Source organism: Maribacter caenipelagi, from assembly GCF_004364175.1.
In the GTDB taxonomy this organism is placed as follows: domain Bacteria; phylum Bacteroidota; class Bacteroidia; order Flavobacteriales; family Flavobacteriaceae; genus Maribacter; species Maribacter caenipelagi.
In genome coordinates, this window is sequence record NZ_SNZW01000015.1 from 248,735 (window position 1) to 267,145 (window position 18,411).

At 39.1% G+C, this 18,411-nt stretch carries 13 protein-coding genes; 12 read left to right on the forward strand and 1 reads right to left on the reverse strand.

Annotation, left to right across the window (positions count from 1 at the left end; genetic code table 11):
- Positions 1-20: 20 nt before the first annotated feature.
- The 12 genes from DFQ03_RS11620 (at position 21) to DFQ03_RS11675 (ending at position 16,751) form a co-directional block, all read left to right on the forward strand.
- Positions 21-1,187: an alpha/beta hydrolase gene (locus DFQ03_RS11620; protein ID WP_133673351.1), complete on the forward strand. Its 1,167-nt coding sequence runs from the start codon at positions 21-23 to the stop codon at positions 1,185-1,187.
- A 188-nt stretch (positions 1,188-1,375) separates the two neighbouring features.
- A complete protein-coding gene (locus DFQ03_RS11625) occupies positions 1,376-2,419 on the forward strand; it encodes an esterase (RefSeq protein WP_208295913.1) in 1,044 nt (347 codons plus the stop codon).
- Between the two features lie 15 nt (positions 2,420-2,434).
- Positions 2,435-4,006 carry a carboxylesterase/lipase family protein gene (locus tag DFQ03_RS11630; protein WP_133673353.1) on the forward strand — a complete coding sequence of 524 codons (1,572 nt, stop codon included), beginning with the start codon at positions 2,435-2,437 and terminating at the stop codon, positions 4,004-4,006.
- A gap of 2 nt (positions 4,007-4,008) precedes the next feature.
- Positions 4,009-5,367 (forward strand): glucuronyl esterase domain-containing protein, encoded by a 1,359-nt coding sequence (locus DFQ03_RS11635; protein ID WP_133673354.1) that lies wholly within the window; start codon positions 4,009-4,011, stop codon positions 5,365-5,367.
- 82 nt (positions 5,368-5,449) lie between these two features.
- On the forward strand, positions 5,450-7,147 hold the full coding sequence (locus tag DFQ03_RS11640; protein ID WP_208295922.1) for a glycoside hydrolase family 43 protein: 1,698 nt from the start codon (positions 5,450-5,452) through the stop codon (positions 7,145-7,147).
- Between the two features lie 67 nt (positions 7,148-7,214).
- A complete protein-coding gene (locus DFQ03_RS11645; RefSeq protein ID WP_133673356.1) occupies positions 7,215-8,105 on the forward strand; it encodes an alpha/beta hydrolase in 891 nt (296 codons plus the stop codon).
- Positions 8,106-8,124: 19 nt separating this feature from the next.
- Positions 8,125-9,276, forward strand: coding sequence for an esterase (locus DFQ03_RS11650; protein ID WP_133673357.1), 1,152 nt, complete (start codon positions 8,125-8,127; stop codon positions 9,274-9,276).
- A gap of 7 nt (positions 9,277-9,283) precedes the next feature.
- Entirely contained in the window at positions 9,284-10,366 is a 1,083-nt protein-coding gene (locus DFQ03_RS11655) for an esterase (protein ID WP_133673358.1), read from the forward strand.
- A gap of 7 nt (positions 10,367-10,373) precedes the next feature.
- A complete protein-coding gene (locus tag DFQ03_RS11660; RefSeq protein WP_133673359.1) occupies positions 10,374-11,639 on the forward strand; it encodes a glycosyl hydrolase family 8 in 1,266 nt (421 codons plus the stop codon).
- 9 nt (positions 11,640-11,648) lie between these two features.
- Positions 11,649-12,017: a hypothetical protein gene (locus DFQ03_RS11665; protein ID WP_133673360.1), complete on the forward strand. Its 369-nt coding sequence runs from the start codon at positions 11,649-11,651 to the stop codon at positions 12,015-12,017.
- Between the two features lie 24 nt (positions 12,018-12,041).
- A complete protein-coding gene (locus tag DFQ03_RS11670) occupies positions 12,042-14,750 on the forward strand; it encodes an alpha/beta hydrolase-fold protein (protein ID WP_133673361.1) in 2,709 nt (902 codons plus the stop codon).
- A gap of 69 nt (positions 14,751-14,819) precedes the next feature.
- Positions 14,820-16,751 carry an SMP-30/gluconolactonase/LRE family protein gene (locus DFQ03_RS11675; protein ID WP_133673362.1) on the forward strand — a complete coding sequence of 644 codons (1,932 nt, stop codon included), beginning with the start codon at positions 14,820-14,822 and terminating at the stop codon, positions 16,749-16,751.
- A gap of 286 nt (positions 16,752-17,037) precedes the next feature.
- Here the strand turns inward: DFQ03_RS11675 and DFQ03_RS11680 are convergent, their stop codons facing one another.
- Positions 17,038-18,228: a fumarylacetoacetate hydrolase family protein gene (locus tag DFQ03_RS11680; protein ID WP_208295914.1), complete on the reverse strand. Its 1,191-nt coding sequence runs from the start codon at positions 18,226-18,228 to the stop codon at positions 17,038-17,040.
- Positions 18,229-18,411 lie beyond the last annotated feature (183 nt).

An 18,411-nucleotide genomic window follows, 5' to 3' on the forward strand; every position in this document is an offset into this window, starting at 1 on the left:
ATGCTCAATTCCAAGAAAACATGAAAAAAAGCATTTTTACGCTGGCGTTCATCACATTATTTGGATATGGATACAGTTTTGCCCAATCTAAAAGAAGTGAAGGGTATCAGCCATCAGTGACCAATCAACCCGGAAAAGAATTTCCGAAGGTCAATTCGGAAGGAAAAATAAGGGCTCAGATTTTGGCTCCCAATGCCATAGATGTTCGTTTGGATATTGGAGGGGTTAAATATGAAATGACCAAGGATGCAAATGGAATGTGGACGGGGGAATCTGCTCCACAAGATGAAGGCTTTCATTATTACCAATTAAACATCGACGGTGCATCCGTTCCAGACCCAGGCACCAAGTATTATTATGGCGCTGGTAGATGGGGAAGCGGCATCGAAATACCAGCCAGCGATAAAGAAATTTATGCCCTTAAAGACGTACCGCATGGTTTGGTTTCAGAGAAAATCTATTTCTCGGAGATTACCAAGGCTTGGAGGCGTTGTTTTGTCTATACCCCGCCCAACTACCATAAAGAAACAAACAAACGTTATCCTGTGCTCTATTTACAACATGGCAGTTTTGAGGATGAAACGGGATGGGCCTCCCAGGGGCATACCAATCTGATTTTGGATAATCTGTTAGCCGATAAAAAAGCGGAACCGATGATTATCGTGATGGATAACGGTTATGCCTACAGACCGGATGAACTAGAGAAAAGTCAGTCCGGTGGCAGACCTGCCTCCTCTTTTGAGGAAGTAATGATGACCGAAATCATTCCCATGATCGATGCTGAATTCAGAACCAAACCGGACAGTACGCAAAGGGCTATCGCCGGACTTTCCATGGGAGCTAACCAAACTATGCGTATCTGTATGAACAACTTGGATGCCTTTGCTTCTTACGGAGGTTTCAGTGGTACTTCCAACTACCCCAGCAGTGATGCTATAGACACCGCCACTTTCTTGAATGGGGTGTTTGATGAGGGTGCGTCGCTTGATGAAAAAATGGATGTTTTCTTTTTGAGTATGGGCACCAAAGAACCTAATCCCTTTCCAGGGTCTATTGGCGCCTTCAAAAACATGCTTGACCAACAAGGTATTGCATATACATTTTATGAATCACCCAAGACGGCCCACGAGTGGTTGACATGGCGTAGAAGTCTATATGAATTTGCCCAGCTTATTTTTAAAAATTGAAGCAAACGATGAAACTTTAAAACACTACTATGATTATTAAGAATTTTTATTTACAAATTTTCACCTCGACTCTGCTGTTAACCTCAGCTCTTGGCTTTGGTCAGCAAGCGAATGTCAATCTTGACTATAACCCTCAAAAGGACACGGAAGGGTTAATACCTTTTAGTGCAAGAGTAAATTCCCCTGAGGTGCATGATGACCAGACCGTTACTTTCCGAATTATTGCTCCGGAGGCTCAAAAAGTGGAATTAAATCCAGGGGCGATTAACACTGCCCTGGGTAAAGGAAGAGAGCCGATCCCTTTTAGCAAAGGGGACGAAGGACTTTGGACATTGACCATTGGGCCACTTCCGCCTAATATGTATGCATATCATTTAAGGGTAGACGACGTTCAAATGGCCGATCCGAACAACACACAGGCCGCTTTTACGGCCATGCCTCCCTATAGCCAATTAATCGTACATGGAGACGGTCCAGCATATTATGATGCTAAAAATGTACCCCATGGGAATGTCACCCGACATATTTATCATTCGGATGTTACCAATGGCGAACGGGAACTGTATGTTTATACTCCTCCCGGTTATGACCCTACAACAAAATATCCGGTACTTTACTTAGTTGGGGGTAGTGGCGAACTACCATCAAACTGGATTTTTGACGGAAGAGCAAACTTTATTATGGATAATCTTTTGACAGAGGGTAAGGCAAAGCCAATGATTATTGCCATACCCAACAATCAGGTGGTTCACCGAAATCACCCAGAACATGCAGAGCTCACATTTGATATTTTTGAAAGAGAACTAAGAAATCATGTTATTCCTGTAATTGATGAAAATTACAGCACGATAGAAAGCCCAAATGGAAGGGCTATCTCAGGATTGTCTATGGGAGGGCGTCATAGTATGTTCATTGGTTTTAGGTCACTTGACCTTTTTGCCAATTTTGGAATTCTGAGCGCCGGTGATACTGATCCGGAAACATCTTTAAAAGCATTTTTGAACACACCCAATGTAAATAATAGTATAGATTATTTATTTGTGGGACAAGGAACAAAAGAAGCGGAAGGTTTTTTTAACGCAAGGGTTCAAGGTCTGGTCGATGGTTTAAAAAATCACGATATAGAACATGAAAACTATGTGGGCGGAAATGGAGGTCATGATTGGTCTACTTGGCGCCATCTATTGTACTATAGGTTTCTACCCAACCTTTGGAAAGGCTTAAACAACTAAACAAAATCATCAGTTATGAAATATAGTATACTATCAATCTTTGCAATGTTCATAATTTCTTTTGTTTCCTGTAAGCAAGAGCCGGAAGCAACTCTAGGTCAAGTCAAAATTGACGATGGTATCGTTCAGGGAAGTGTAGAAGATAGCCTAACCATTTTTAAGGGAATTCCTTTTGCAGCACCTCCCGTAGGCGATTTACGATGGAAAGCCCCTCAACCCGTAAAACCGTGGGAAGGCGTTAAGCAAACAAGCGAATTTGGCCCTGTTCCCATTCAAGGGAACGACCAAAATGGAAAGAGCGAAGACTGTCTGTACCTGAATGTTTGGACCCCTGCAACCTCTCCCGAAGAAAGATTTCCCGTGCTCGTATGGATTTATGGTGGTGGTTTTAGCTTTGGTGCTACATCTGAACCTGTTTACGATGGGGCGGCTCTTGCCAAAAAAGGAGTAGTCTTGGTCAGTATTGCCTATCGCGTAGGCCAAATAGGCTTTTTGGCACATCCTGAATTAAGTGCTGAAAATCCAGATAAAATTTCTGGCAACTACGGTATTCTAGACCAAATTGCGGGTTTACAATGGGTCAAGGACAACATTGCCGCCTTCGGAGGCGACCCCAATCAGGTTACCATTTTCGGAGAATCTGCCGGAGGTATTTCGGTGAGTATGTTATGTGCCTCCCCTTTGGCTAAAGGATTGTTTCAAGGTGCCATTTCCCAAAGTGGTGGCTCTTTCGGTCCATCCAGACCCGTAACATTCCCTGGAGAAAATATGAAAACTTTAGGCACTGCAGAACAAGAAGGCTTGGACTATGCCGAAAAGGTAGGGGCAAATTCGATACAAAATCTGAGAAACACTCCAATAGACGAACTTCCTATGGGCATGGGCATGGGAGGCGCTTGGCCCATTATCGACGGCCATGTGATTCCCGATGATCAGTATAAATTATATGAGCATGGAAAATTTAATGATGTACCAGTCCTCATCGGTTATAATTCCGATGAAGGCGCTAGTTTCTCACGTGAAAAAACTCCAGAAGAATTTATAGCAAACGTTGAAAACAGATACGGCCAGTTTTCTAGAGATTTGTTGGAGGCTTATCCCGTTGGTGAAAATTCCGTTCCTAAAACTGCTAGGGATTTGGCCCGTGATGCCGCTTTTGGCTGGCATACCTGGAGTTGGGCCAGATTACAATCTCAGAAAGGAAATTCAAAAGTGTATTACTACTACTTCGATCAGCATCAGGAGTATCCCAAAGATTCAGAACAATTTGGGTATGGTTCGCCACACGGTCAGGAAGTAGCCTACGTTTTCCAAAATCTAGAACAAAATAATCCTAATCTGTCAGCATCCGACCGTGCTATTTCCGAAGCAATGGGTACCTATTGGACAAATTTTACCAAATTCGGTAATCCAAACGGAGACAACCTTCCAAAATGGCCTGCATTTACTGAAAAAAAACCTGAAGTGATGTATTTTCAACAAAAACCACATGTAGGTCCGGTGCCTAGTGAGGCTTCCTTAAATGTGTTAAACAACTATTTTGAATGGCGAAGGAGCGCTGAAGGAAAAAATTGGGTAAATCAATAAATATGAAAAAACTACTTTACTTTTTTATTTTTTTGAGCGCTTCTCTATCAAGTGCTCAAAACAATACGATGTCAAGGGACAGTATAGCCAAATACACCCAACAAGACTTTGCACAAATGAAGGAGCAATTGGGTATCACCATTCCTAATCGTCCTGGACCTTCCGGTAATCCTTCGGATGCTAATTCGGCAAATACAGACGAGAACAAAGTTGGTTCCTATTCCCTTCCAGACCCATTAATTACTTCGAATGGTACTCAAGTTTTAACAGAACAAACTTGGTGGGATATCAGAAGACCAGAAATAGTAGCACAATTTGAAAAGGCGATGTACGGTCGTGTACCCTATAATATTCCTCATGTAAGTTGGACTGTCATGTCTGAAAAAGATACTACTGCCGGTCCGTATCCGGTTACGGAAACCTTATTAATGGGCAAGGTAGACAATTCCTACTTCCCAAATATCGAAGTCAACATAGAGTTATTAATAGGCCTCCCGAAAGACACAAAAGAAGCGGTGCCTTTGGTTACCCGTTTTGGCTTTATCAAATCGCCTTTTGGTCCTCCGCCTGCAGAGCCCAACAGTTATTTTATGTCCTCCTATGAACCTTTATGGAAACAACAACTGATCTCACAAAAATGGGGCTATGCCATATTGGTACCTTCATCTATTCAAGCGGATAACGGTGCGGGGTTAAACTCAGGGATAATAGGTCTGATCAATAAAGGAGAACATAGGAGTCCAGAAGATTGGGGAGTGCTCCGTGCTTGGGCATGGGGAGCAGAAAGAGCCATGGACTACTATGAAACTAATCCAAAAATCGATGCCTCAAAAATTGGTATTGAAGGAACTTCTCGCTATGGTAAGGCGGCCTTGGTTACCATGGCCTTTGACCCAAGGTTTTCCTTGGGCTTCATTGGTAGCTCAGGGGCTGGAGGCGCATCCTTGTTACGAAGGAATTTTGGTGAGATGTTAGAAAATTTGGCTTCTAGTGGAGAGTATCATTGGTTTGCAGGTAATTTCATTAAATACGCTAGCACACTCACGGTAAATGACTTGCCCGTTGATGCCCATGAACTTATCGCATTATGTGCGCCTAGACCTGTTTTTATAAGTGTAGGGTCTCCGCATATCGAAGGAAATTGGGTGGATGGTAAAGGAATGTTCCTAGCAGGAGTGAAAGCCGGGCCTGTTTATAAATTATTGGATAAGAATGGACTTTCCACAAACACCTATCCTACTATGGGAAATGCATTGACCGATGGTGAAATAGCTTTTAGGCAACATGCGGGCGGGCATAGCACAGGACCTAACTGGAGTACTTGGATTGCGTGGGCACATAAATACTGGATAGATCAATAAAATTTAATACAAATATTTGAATACATAAAAAATGAGAAAAACACATACACTATTTGCATTGGCTTTTATATCGCTATTTGCAATGGTAAGTTTTACCGTTGCCGAATACAATACTTATCCACCAAAAAAAAACACACCTATTTTCACTAAAGTCATCTATGAAGGTAATGATGAGGTCTACAACAAATATACCTTGGAGAAAGATGAATTTTTTAACCCTATTTTGCAAGGTTGTTATCCTGACCCCGCCATTACTCGTAAGGGAGATGATTATTATATGGTTTGCTCCTCTTTTGCAATGTTTCCTGGAGTACCCATTTTCCACTCAAAAGACTTAGTCAACTGGACTGATTTAGGCGGTGTTTTAGATGACATTACTGAATTCAACCCTCATGATACTGGTATTAGTCAGGGTGTTTATGCTCCTGGCATAACTTACAACCCTCATAATGATACTTTTTATATGATTGTTACGGCTTTTTCCGGTGGACTTGGAAATATCATCGTAAAAACAAAAGATCCTATGAAAGGTTGGGGCAGCCCCATTAAGCTAGATTTTGGTGGTATTGACCCCTCTATCTTCTTTGATGAAGACGGCAAAGGATATATTGTTCACAATGATGCCCCGGATGAAGGAAAAGAATTGTACAACGGACATAGGGTCATTAAAATATGGGAATATGATATCGAGAACGATCAAGTGATTGCCGGTACGGATAAAATCATCGTAGATGGTGGTGTGGATATTACTGAAAAACCTATTTGGATAGAAGCTCCACATATCTATAAAAAAGACGGAAGTTATTATCTAATGTGTGCCGAAGGAGGAACCGGAGATTGGCACAGTGAGGTGGTTTTTAAAAGTGATAGTCCAAAAGGACCTTACATTCCCGCTCCAAGCAATCCTATTTTGACCCAACGCTATTTTCCAAAAGAAAGAGAAAATAAGGTAGACTGGGCCGGGCACGCCGATTTGGTCCAAGGTCCGGATGGCGAATATTACGGCGTATTCCTGGCCATTAGACCCAATGAAGAAAATCGTGTAAATACAGGACGGGAAACCTTCATTCTTCCTGTAGATTGGTCAGGTGAATTTCCAGTATTTGAAAATGGTTTGGTACCTATGGAGCCAAAACTTAAAATGCCGGAAGGGGTCACCAATAAAACCGGTCAAAATGGCTTTATACCCAATGGGAATTTCACTTATGAGGAAGATTTTTCTTCGGACAAGCTTGATTTTAGATGGATCGGTTTACGTGGACCACGAGAAGCCTTCATCAAGCAAACCAAGAAAGGGTTGGAAATTACTCCTTATAGCACCAACATCAAAGAACGAAAACCTACCTCAACGCTATTTCATCGGCAACAGCATAAAAACTTTTCATTTACCACTACGTTGAACTATCAACCAAAATCGGAAAAAGATTTGGCCGGAGTTACAGCTTATCAAAATGAAAATTCAAATTACGTTTTTGGGGTAACCAAAAAAGACAAGGACTACTATGTGGTTCTTGAAAAAAACTATAAATCCAACAGACAGGCCGAATTGAAATCTGAAATACTGGCAGCGCAAAAAATTGACTGGGACAATTCCATTAATTTGAAAATTGTTGCCAATGGCGATAAATATGAGTTCCAATTCGCATTGAAAGGAGCAGATTTTAAGACTTTGGGAGTTACCGTATCTGGCGACATCTTATCTACTGATGTAGCGGGAGGTTTTACCGGATGTTTACTAGGGCTCTATGCTACTACGACAAATGATGCCTCGCCTAAATAGAAAAACAAAAGAGTTTTAGTGGTTGAAAGACCAAAAAAAAACAGAGGTGAAATTAAAAAGCTAATCCATGAAAAAAAATATTTTTTACTCTATAGTTTTATTTTTATTATCATTTTCCGCTATAAATGCTCAGGAAATAATAAATCTATATTCTTCAGAAATTCCAAATTCAAAACCATCTGAAATAAAAGAATCTGGAGAAGGCATGTATAGAGATGTCACCAATCCAACATTAGAGTATTTTAAACCAAATCCAGAAAAAGCCAATGGCACTGCTATCATCCTAGTGCCGGGAGGTGGTTATAGCGTTGTTGTTTACCAAGGTGAAGGTGTGGGCAATGCCAAATCTTTGGCTGAACAGGGTATTGCCACATTTGTATTGAAATATCGTTTGCCCAATGATGACATTATGGAAGACCGAAAAATTGGTCCGCTTCAAGATGCCCAACAAGCTATTAAATTGGTGCGTGAGAATGCTGAAAAATGGGGCATTAATGATTCAAAAATTGGTGTCATGGGCTTTTCTGCTGGTGGACATCTAGCCTCCTCTGCAGCAACACATTTTGAAACATCCTATATTGATAACCCCAACAATACCAGTTTAAGGCCCGATTTCCAAATTTTAGTATATCCGGTAATCAGCATGACTTCAGATTTAACCCATGGAGGTTCACGTGATGCGCTTATTGGAAATACACCTTCAGAAGAGGATATAAAACTATTTTCAAACGAACAACAAGTAAAAAAGAATACACCTCCTGCCTATTTAACACACACTGCAGATGACATTACGGTAGATGTAGATAACAGCATATCTTATTTTGAAAGTTTAAGACACCATAAAGTAGATGCTGAAATGCATATTTACCCAAAAGGCGGGCATGGATTTATATTTAGACATCAAGATTGGATGGACCCATTGTTTGCATGGCTAAAGCGAAATGATTGGATGAATTAAACAAACTATATAATTAACTATGAGAACCAAACAATTATTAATCTTCACCTTTATGTTCGCGTTGGCATTTACCATGCAAGCGCAACCTCCAAGAGGTCCATTTGTGCGTTCGCCACAGGTACATGGTAATAAAACCGTCACTTTTGAGTACTTGGCCCCAAATGCTGAAAAAGTTATATTAAGCGGTCAATTTTTAAGTGGCGGACCTGTTGAAATGACCAAAGGCGATCAAGGTATTTGGCGTGTTACCGTTGGTCCAATACAACCAGATATATATCCATATAACTTTATTGTAGATGGTACTTCTGTAATGGATCCGGGAAATGTTGATTATTTCCCTAATGAACGTTTTAAAGGTAGTATTCTATTGGTTCCAGGCGATGAACCAAGAATGTATGAGTTAAGAAATGTTCCTCACGGTGCCGTTACTTACGAATATTACCCTTCCTTAAAAGGCTCTACGGGTTCCGTGGTAGTTTACACGCCACCTGGGTATGATGATTCTCCTGATAAAAGTTACCCTGTATTTTATTTAATAAGCGGTACTACCGATACAGAAGAAACCTTTTATAAAGTTGGCAGAACCAATTTCATTTTAGATAATCTTATTGCAGAGGGTCTTGCCGAACCTATGATAGTTGTAATGCCTTATGGAAATGTAGCTGCAAGAATTGCAGAGCAAAAGGGCGATGTTAAACCAGAAGATCCACCTCGCGATAGTGAAGCTTCAAACCTTAGAATGAAACAGATAGAGAACGATTTGATTAAAAATATCATCCCTTACATTGAATCTAATTACAGAACCATTAAGGACAGAGAAAGCAGAGCCATTGCTGGTTTTTCAAGAGGTGGCGGACAAACACTTAGAATAGCTTATGGCAATATGGACACCTTCGCTTGGGTTTGCTCCTATGCTGCTTCGGCATCGCCCGAAGATATGGATACCGATTTCGTTTCCGTAAGTAGCAACCCAGAACAAACTAATAAAATGTTGAAATTGAATTGGGTGAGTGTTGGTAATTCAGATTTCCTGTATAGACCAGTAATGGATTATATGAAGTATATGGATGAACATAATATTAAGTTTCAAGGTCTTATTACTTCTGGCGGTCATACTTGGATGAATGTGAAGAAATTTGTAACAGAGTCTGCTCAATTACTTTTTAAATAAAGACATCATGAAGAAACTAACATATATAATCACCTTAGTGCTATTTGTTTCATTTCAAATTCTGAATGCACAAAGAGCTCCTAGATTAAGTTCTCCTGATGTAAACTCAAAAAACGATGTTACCTTTAGGTATTATGCTCCAAATGCAAAAGAAGTATTGTTAAGTACCGAAATTCTTGAAGAACAATTAGCTATGACCAAGGATGAAAACGGTATATGGTCAGCAACCATTAAAAAAGTAACACCAGATATTTACCCATACAGCTATAAAGTTGATGGTATTGAGGTTGCAGACCCTAATAACACCTACGTTTTTGCTAACGAAAGGTTTAAAAGAAGTATTGTTGACATTCCTGGTAATAAACCATTGGTATACTCCCTTAGAGATGTTGCTCATGGTAAAGTGACTTACCGCTACTATGATTCTGAAACTTTGAATACAACCAGACGCCTTTTGGTTTACACACCTCCTGGTTTTGATAGGCAGGATAAAACAAAAAAATATCCTGTGCTATATTTAATTCACGGTGGTTCGGATACTGAAGAAACTTGGACTAAAGTTGGTAAGGCCAATTTAATCGCAGACAACTTAATTGCCGATGGTAAAGCTGTTCCTATGCTAATTATAATGCCTTACGGGAATGTTCGTCCATCGCCCATGCCAGATTTCACAAAAGATGTAATGAATGATATAATTCCTTTTATAGAAAGTAACTATCCAGTTCATACAAATTCTGAAAATAGAGCTATTGCAGGATTTTCTGTTGGTGGAGGGCAAATATTGAATATCGGTTTAACAAATACGGATAAGTTCTCATATATCTTCTCTTTTGCGCCTTACACAGCTACCCAAGAGTTCGCTCAAAATTTCACCAATTGGAACCCCGATGCCAAAAAAATAAATGAGCAATTAAAACTGTTCACCATCAGTATAGGAAAAGACGATTTTCTCTATGAAAGTGTTCAAGGCAATTTAGCCATGTTTAAAGAAAAGAAAATTAATGTGGAACCTATTTTTGTTTCGGGCGGCCATACTTGGATGAACTGTAAATTATATCTAACACAATCTCTTCAACGGGTTTTTAAATAATTATAAAATGGGTAATCTTTTAGAATTGAAAATTATGAGAAAAAGTGCTTTAATGGTTTTTATGGTTTTAGTAGCTTACTTAACTAATGCCCAAAATTCCAACAACTTTAAAAATGTGAAATACAAAAATCTCTTCCAAGAGTATGGGTATAAAAAGAAAGACATTAATAAAAAATTGTCAAAAGCCTATTATGATGTTTTTGAAGGCCCAAATCGTGTGTATTTTCAAGTTGGGGATTCTATGGCCTATGTTTCAGATGTTAAAAATAAAGATGTTAGAACCGAAGGCATGTCTTATGGTATGATGATTGCCGTTCAGTTGGAAAAAAAAGATGTTTTTGACAAATTATGGCGTTTTTCCAAAACTTACTTGCAACATCAAAGTGGCCCAAGAGAGGGGTATTTTGCATGGAGTTTCAACCCGGAAACCATGAAGCAAAATTCACCTGGTTCTGCATCTGATGGCGAATTTTATTATGTAACAAGCTTGTTATTTGCATCCAATAAATGGGGAAATAAAACTGGCATTGATTATTACAAAGAAGCCAAAGGAATTTTAGATGCCATGTGGAGTAAAGATGGTGCGGGTAATATATACAACCTCATCAACACAGAGCATAAACAAATAACTTTTGTGCCAGAAGGCAACAATTATAACTGGACAGACCCCTCTTATCATTTACCCGCCTTTTATGAAATATGGGCTGCTTATGCCAAAGATGGGCATGAAGAATTTTATATGGCTTGTGCAGATACCTCACGCGTTTTTTTACACAGAGCAACACACCCAGTAACAGGTCTTAATTCTGACTATACCGAATTTAGTGGCGAACCGCACCCTACACGTTGGATGCCACCAGGTTTTCGCTACGATTCTTGGCGTGTTCCAATGAATATAGCTATGGATTATGTTTGGACAGGTAAGGATGCAGAATGGAAAAAAGACTATGCAACCCGTTTTCAAAATTTCTTAAGATCAAAAGGATTAGACACTTATGACGACCAGTTTAATTTAGATGGCACCAAACCAGATTTTATACTTCAAGCAGGTCCAGAAAAAAAACTTAGACATTCTATTGGCCTAGTTTCTACCGCTGCAACAACAGCACTAATAAAAAACGATAAAGGCAGTAAGGACTTTATTGATGCCATTTGGAATGCTAAATTAGAACCTTATGAAGATGGTTATTTTGATCCATATTATGACGGATTGCTCTATCTATTTAGTCTAATGCACTTGAGTGGAAATTATCAAATAATTACGCCCAATTAAATATATAGAATGAAAAAATATGTTTTAACTGCCATAATTAATTTCATATCTCTTTCTGAAGGTTTTGCGGAAGAAAATGGCGTACCAGCTAAAACAAACATTACTGGACATGAGCACCCAACAATTTTACCCAATTATCGTGTCGATTTTCAGATAGATGCGTCCAAAGCCAAAAGTTTACAAGTTGTTTTGGGTAGCACATACAATATGTTGATAGCTATAATTCCATTTATAAAAAGGAACTATTCTGTTCATTTAAATTCTGAAAATTTGTCCATGTTTAAAGAAAAGAAATGTAAAGCCTTTTATAGTTTCCGGTGGCCTTTCTTATATGATTTGCAAACTATATTTAGCACATTCCCTATAACAATTGTTTAAAAAAATAAGTATAAATAAAACCAAATGAAAAAACTAATTCGCTTACAGCTATATACCTTCCTTTTTTTGGTAGTAAATTCATTGTATTCCCAAAATTCCAACTTCCATATATATTTAAGCTTTGGTCAATCGAATATGGAAGGAAACGCTAAAATTGAAGCACAAGACACCGTGAACGTCAATGAACGTTTTAAAGTGCTACAGGTTGTAGACTGTCCAGACCTTGATAGAGAAATGGGTAAATGGTACACCGCAGTGCCTCCCCTTAGTCGTTGTAATACCGGATTGACGCCAACCGACTATTTTGGTAGGGCGATGGTCGAAAGATTACCGGATAGCATAACAATTGGGGTAATCAATGTCGCCGTTGGCGGATGTAAAATAGAACTGTTTGATAAAGATAAGACCAAAGAATATCTGTCTACAGCCCCAGATTGGTTAAAAAACATGGCCAAAGAATACGATAACAATCCGTATCAACGATTGGTAGATATGGCCAAAGTGGCTCAAAAAGATGGTGTGATCAAAGGCATTTTGTTGCATCAAGGTGAATCAAACACAGGTGATTCGTTGTGGCCCAAAAAGGTTAAAATTGTTTATGACAACCTAATTAAAGATTTAGGTTTGAATGCCAAAGAAACCCCCTTGTTTGCAGGTGAAGTGGTGCATGCCGACCAAAGTGGGGTTTGCGAAAGCATGAATGCTATTATTGCCACCTTGCCAGAGACCATACCCAATTCCCATATTGTATCCTCTAAGGGTGTTCCGGATGCTAAGGACAACCTTCACTTTAATGCCGAGGGATACCGCATTTTAGGAAAAAGATATGCGACCAAGGTGCTTAATTTAATGAGAAACAGGGCGAATGACCCTGTAATGATCAAGCACGCCCCAATAGGTTTTGATGTGCCAAAAGAACAAATCAAAAAAGGAAAAATCGATAGTATAACTTATAAGTCTAAAACTGTGGGTACCACAAGAAAAGCTTTGGTGTACACTCCACCAGGTTTTAATAAAGCTAAAAGATATCCCGTGTTGTATCTGCTTCATGGAATCGGGGGAGATGAAAAAGAGTGGTGTACCCAAGGTACGCCGCAAGTTATATTTGACAATCTATATGCCGAAGGTAAATTAGAGCCCATGATAGTGATTCTGCCCAATGGCAGGGCAATGAAGAACGACAGGGCCGAAGGCAATATCTTCTCAGGCGATAAAATAGCGGCTTTTGCCAATTTTGAAAAGGATTTGCTAAACGATCTCATTCCGTATGTAGAAAAGAATTTTAAAGTTTATAAGGATAGGGAGCATAGGGCTTTGGCCGGCCTATCCATGGGCGGTGGTCAAACATTGAACTTTGGCCTTACCAACCTGGATAAATTTGCTTGGATAGGCGGATTTTCTTCTGCGCCCAATACTATGGCTCCTGAGAAATTATTGACAAACCCTGCCTTGGCCAAAGAACAAATAAAACTGCTTTGGATTTCTTGCGGAGACAAAGACGACCTTATGCCTTTCAGTAAAAGAACAAGCGATTATTTTAGAGAAAATCAAGTGCCCCATGTTTTTTATATAGAACCGGGAGGACACGACTTTGAAGTATGGAAAAACGATCTGTACATGTTCTCACAATTACTTTTTAAACCGGTGGATAAAGGGAAATTTGATAAATACAGTGTATTGGGCACACCTGCTAGTACAAATATCAGAAGGTCGCAATACCCTCAAATATTGCCCGATAGCAGGGTCGTTTTCAAGACCAAAGCAGAAAATGCCAAGACCGTTCAGATTGATTTAGGCCAAAAGTATGATATGGATTTTGACGAAGAAGGCTATTGGTCGGTAACCACAGATTCCATTGGTGAAGGGTTTCATTATTATTCGTTAGTCATAGATGGTGTTGCCGTGTCAGACCCGGCAAGCGAATCGTTTTACGGTATGGGACGCATGGCCAGCGGCATTGAAATTCCTTTTAGAGGGGATGATTATTACGCCAAGACCAATGTACCTCATGGCGATTTAAGGGTCAACGAATATTTTTCACAAACGACACAGTCTTGGCGCCAAATGTATGTGTATACCCCTCCCGGTTATGATATAACAAAAGAATCGTATCCTGTCTTGTACCTTTTGCATGGGGGCGGGGAAGACCAACGAGGTTGGGCGCAACAAGGCAAGACAAATTTTATAATGGACAATCTTATTGCGGCCAACAAAGTAAAACCCATGATTATTGCCATGCTAGACGGAAATGTTTCCTCAGGCGGTCTTGCCGGGTTCAATGAAAATTCATTGAAAGCCTTTGAAAATGAATTAAAACAAGGTGCAATACCTTTCGTTGAAAATAAATATCGTGTAAAGACAGATGCTGACAGCAGAGCTTTGGCCGGACTCTCTATGGGCGGGTTACAGACACTTTATGCCGGTATTCAGAATACCGGCATGTTCTCTTATTTAGGGGTTTTTAGTTCAGGCTGGTTTGCAAATAACGATGAACTATCTGGTCCACAATATTCCTTTATGAAAGAGCATGCCGAAAAAATTAATAGTAATTTAGACCGCTTCTTTATTTCCATGGGAGGTGAAGAGGATATTGCCTACAAAAATTGTCAAGTGATGATGGAGAAATTTGACGAAATGGACATTGAATATGAGTATAGCGAATATCCAGGAGGGCACACATGGCCCGTTTGGCGCCATGACATTTTCAAATTCACGCAGCTTTTATTTAAGTAATAGGCGCAACTTTTAGGTATTTTTAAGAAAGTCATTTTAAATACAGGTAATCACAGAAAATAAAAGAACATGAATCGTATTTCTTATAATTTGAAAGCTGTTTCCATATTACTTATTCTAATTTCAATTTATAGTTGTAATACTACTTCCAGACCAGAATGGGAAGAACGAAATAACGAATTGATAAAGGAATATGGACTCAACGTAAGAGAACTGCCGAACCAACCTTCTACAGGAATAAATCCCAACTTGGATGTAGGTACCGCTAAAAACCTTCAACTTTTGGATAGTGTGAAATTATATGATGGTGTCATAGCAAAAATTTTCTGGGGGAAAGAAAATTTAGTAAGCATATTAGAATTAGGGCCAAATATTACGATACCTAATGAAAAATTAACCACGGATAGATTTCTCATTGTCATGGAAGGAACTATTAATCTCAAAAACGAGGATAACAATCTCAAAATGATTTCCAAAAACCGTGAAGAACCGGATGGCACCCATAGCGGAACTCCCAAAATGGATTTTATTTTTCAGAAAAAAGGAAGCGATAGCGAAATTGTAGTTGGTGACGAAGCAGCTAAGGTCATGGAAGTCTATAATCCTATTAGGTTGGATTATTTAGAAAAAATAGGTATAACCGATTTACCATCTGAAATCCAAGAAAGAAGCACCAGCATACAAGCTACCATTGTTCCCAATACCGTTTATGACTTTTATGATATTCAGTTAACCCAAATTAAAAAAGGTGTATTTACCAGACTTGTTTCCGCAGGAAATATGCAGCTCAGTTTAGTGACGGCAGACCCAAATGCTGAATCCCAAGCACATATTCATCCAGAGGAACAGATTACTCTTTTGTTAAGGGGAAGCCTAACAGAAACGGTTTTGGATAAAAAGCTAAATCTAGAGCCAAAAGATATTGCATTTGTACCCGGGAATATGGTACATGCTAACATTACGGGTGATACAGGCTTTGATGCACTTGAAATTTTTAATCCGATACGTGAAGATTATATGAAGAAGCAGCAAGCTTCACTTAAGAAATATCACCAAATAATTCCAAAAGATGCTAAACCAAAACTACTAATCGACGGTGCTAAGACAAAACCGAATTTGACCTTTAGTGAAGGACCTAAATGGATGAACGGTAAACTATATTTTTCCAACATGTACTTTGACCAGAATTGGAACGCCGACCCAAAGAAAAGCACTATTGTAGCCATGGAAGAAGACGGAACATATACAAATATTATTGAAGGTAAAATGCAGGCGAACGGACTATATCCCTATAAAAATGGGAATTTGCTAGTCTGTGATATGATAGGGCATCGCGTCGTTGAAATGACCACCTCTGGAGAAGTGGTACGGGTCATTGCGGATTCCTACAATGGAAAACCTATAGACGGTCCAAACGATATCATTACCGATAGCAAAGGCGGAATTTATTTTACGGATCCGCAGTTTACTATGGAAACTGAAAAATTTCAGCCTGGAAGGGCGGTTTATTACATATCACCTGATAAAAAAGTTATTCGGTTAGTAGAACCCAACGAATTTGCCATGCCTAACGGAATTTTACTTTCGCCGGACGGCAAAACGCTTTACATTAATAATTGTTATGATGATGAGTCTTGGTATCCCATAAATAGCTCCAAGGAAAATTTTGTTTGGGCTTATGACGTAAACGATGATGGTACCATATCCAATGGAAGAAAATTTGCCGAATTACGTTTAACGGGCAACGTACTTGACCGTAAAGGCAAATCCTCTAGTGCAGACGGAATGGCCATCGATACCATGGGGAATATTTATGTAGCCACTTATTTAGGAGTACAGATATTTGATTCCCAAGGAGACTTTACAGGTATAATCAACCTTCCTTCATTTCCTGTAAGCCTAGGGTTTGGTGGAGAGGATATGAAAACGCTTTACATAGTTAGTTATGATAAAATTTATGAGATTCCAACCCATATGAAAGGTTACGTAAATTACCTCTAAATATTTTTTTTTGAAAATGTGTATTGTGGTCTTCATCACCTATGAAATTTTACACTTGGCACTTTTAGTCCTGGGTTATCTATCGGAAGATCAAAAGCGTGATATTTTCTTTAATAACAAAGTACGATTCTTTAATTTGGATGCTTCCAAGTTCAAGTGATTAGCTTATTGTAGTGAGAAATAAGCCCAATTCCATGTTTGTCTAAAAAATAGAGTTGGGCTTTTTAGTTATTGATATAGGAATTACGAATTTGTTTGATTTGCATGTTTACACCATAAATATCTCCTATTTTACACCCATGCGTTCCAAGGTGTAAGTCACGAATGCATTTATACCAAATTCCCATCTAGGAATTTGATTCGTTAAATTCACCCAATTAATTAATCTACCTAGTTTTGGGGAGGAAATAACTACTTCATCGTTAATTTTATGGGTGAAACCCATTCCCTCTTCACCCCTGTCCAAGGTTGGTGCAAACATGGTACCACAGAAAAGTACAAACCCATCTGGATATTGATGATTGTCACTCAAAACCTGGTTTACAAGTTCCTCTGGTGATCTGCTTATTTCACCCATATCACTAGAGTCCTCCAATAAGAATCCATCCTTTCCTTCTATTTTTAGAGATACCTTAGCGGTTTTTAGATCTTCCATCGAAAACGTCTCATCCAACATTCTATATAAAGGCCCGATGGCACAAGAACCGTTTTGATCTTTTGCCTCTCCTAGGAGCAGGGCACTTCTGCCCTCATAATCCCTCAAATTTACATCATTCCCTAAAGTTGCCCCCACAATTTGTCCTTTATTGGTGACTACCAAGACCACTTCAGGTTCAGGGTTATTCCAACCTGAGTCATGATGTACGCCAACTTCGGCACCAAAACCTACCGCTGAAAATGGTTGGGACTTGGTAAAGACTTCAGCATCAGGACCAATTCCCACCTCTAAATATTGGGACCAGATTCCCATCTTCTTCAATTCCTCCTTTAACTTCATTGCATGTTCAGATCCCGGCTTAACATTATTAAGACCTTCACCTATGGTTGAGGTAATTTCCCCACGTATTTGCTTTGCTAATCTCGCGTCTCCCTTGGCCTTTTCCTCAATGACACGTTCCAACAGGCTTTTGATGAAAGTTACACCACAGGCCTTAATCGCTTGGGTATCGTTTGGAGATAGTAAATAAGGTTTATTCTCATCTCTATTTTGAAAAAGTGAATTATCCAGGATTTCATCTAATTTTGCTACTTCCGTTATTTTGGAATCCTCTGTATTTAAAACCTTTTTATAATTAGGACTATTAATTAGTTCACCAGTAGATTTAAAATAGTGGGATAGGTCATAGACCATTCCCATATGCACCCATATTACATGTGGACCCGCTATATTTCGATAAGCTATTTCTTTTGGTATGTGGCATCTTCCTATCCAAGTACCTTTATTCGCCATTCCTGGGATTATCTGATTTTTTTCCATGTATTCATTTAATAGTTACTCAATTGCCTAACTTAAATTATATCCGAAGCTATTTCCTCACTAAGCAAACTTCTTCCTAAAAAGTAATATTGACTATTATCATTATCAATCTTAAAAATATGAAACCATCTTTAAACCGATATAAAAATCAATCATCGCACATATCACAATTACTTTGGCCAT

What these genes read in the sequence shown, in the direction of transcription:
- DFQ03_RS11650 (WP_133673357.1), top strand. Translation starts at nt 8,125, where the DNA reads ATGAGAACCAAACAATTATTAATCTTCACCTTTATGTTCGCGTTGGCA.
- DFQ03_RS11620 (WP_133673351.1), top strand. Translation starts at nt 21, where the DNA reads ATGAAAAAAAGCATTTTTACGCTGGCGTTCATCACATTATTTGGATAT.
- DFQ03_RS11680 (WP_208295914.1), bottom strand. Translation starts at nt 18,228, where the DNA reads ATGGAAAAAAATCAGATAATCCCAGGAATGGCGAATAAAGGTACTTGG.
- DFQ03_RS11630 (WP_133673353.1), top strand. Translation starts at nt 2,435, where the DNA reads ATGAAATATAGTATACTATCAATCTTTGCAATGTTCATAATTTCTTTT.
- DFQ03_RS11670 (WP_133673361.1), top strand. Translation starts at nt 12,042, where the DNA reads ATGAAAAAACTAATTCGCTTACAGCTATATACCTTCCTTTTTTTGGTA.
- DFQ03_RS11640 (WP_208295922.1), top strand. Translation starts at nt 5,450, where the DNA reads ATGGTAAGTTTTACCGTTGCCGAATACAATACTTATCCACCAAAAAAA.
- DFQ03_RS11665 (WP_133673360.1), top strand. Translation starts at nt 11,649, where the DNA reads ATGAAAAAATATGTTTTAACTGCCATAATTAATTTCATATCTCTTTCT.
- DFQ03_RS11675 (WP_133673362.1), top strand. Translation starts at nt 14,820, where the DNA reads ATGAATCGTATTTCTTATAATTTGAAAGCTGTTTCCATATTACTTATT.
- DFQ03_RS11655 (WP_133673358.1), top strand. Translation starts at nt 9,284, where the DNA reads ATGAAGAAACTAACATATATAATCACCTTAGTGCTATTTGTTTCATTT.
- DFQ03_RS11635 (WP_133673354.1), top strand. Translation starts at nt 4,009, where the DNA reads ATGAAAAAACTACTTTACTTTTTTATTTTTTTGAGCGCTTCTCTATCA.
- DFQ03_RS11645 (WP_133673356.1), top strand. Translation starts at nt 7,215, where the DNA reads ATGAAAAAAAATATTTTTTACTCTATAGTTTTATTTTTATTATCATTT.
- DFQ03_RS11660 (WP_133673359.1), top strand. Translation starts at nt 10,374, where the DNA reads ATGGGTAATCTTTTAGAATTGAAAATTATGAGAAAAAGTGCTTTAATG.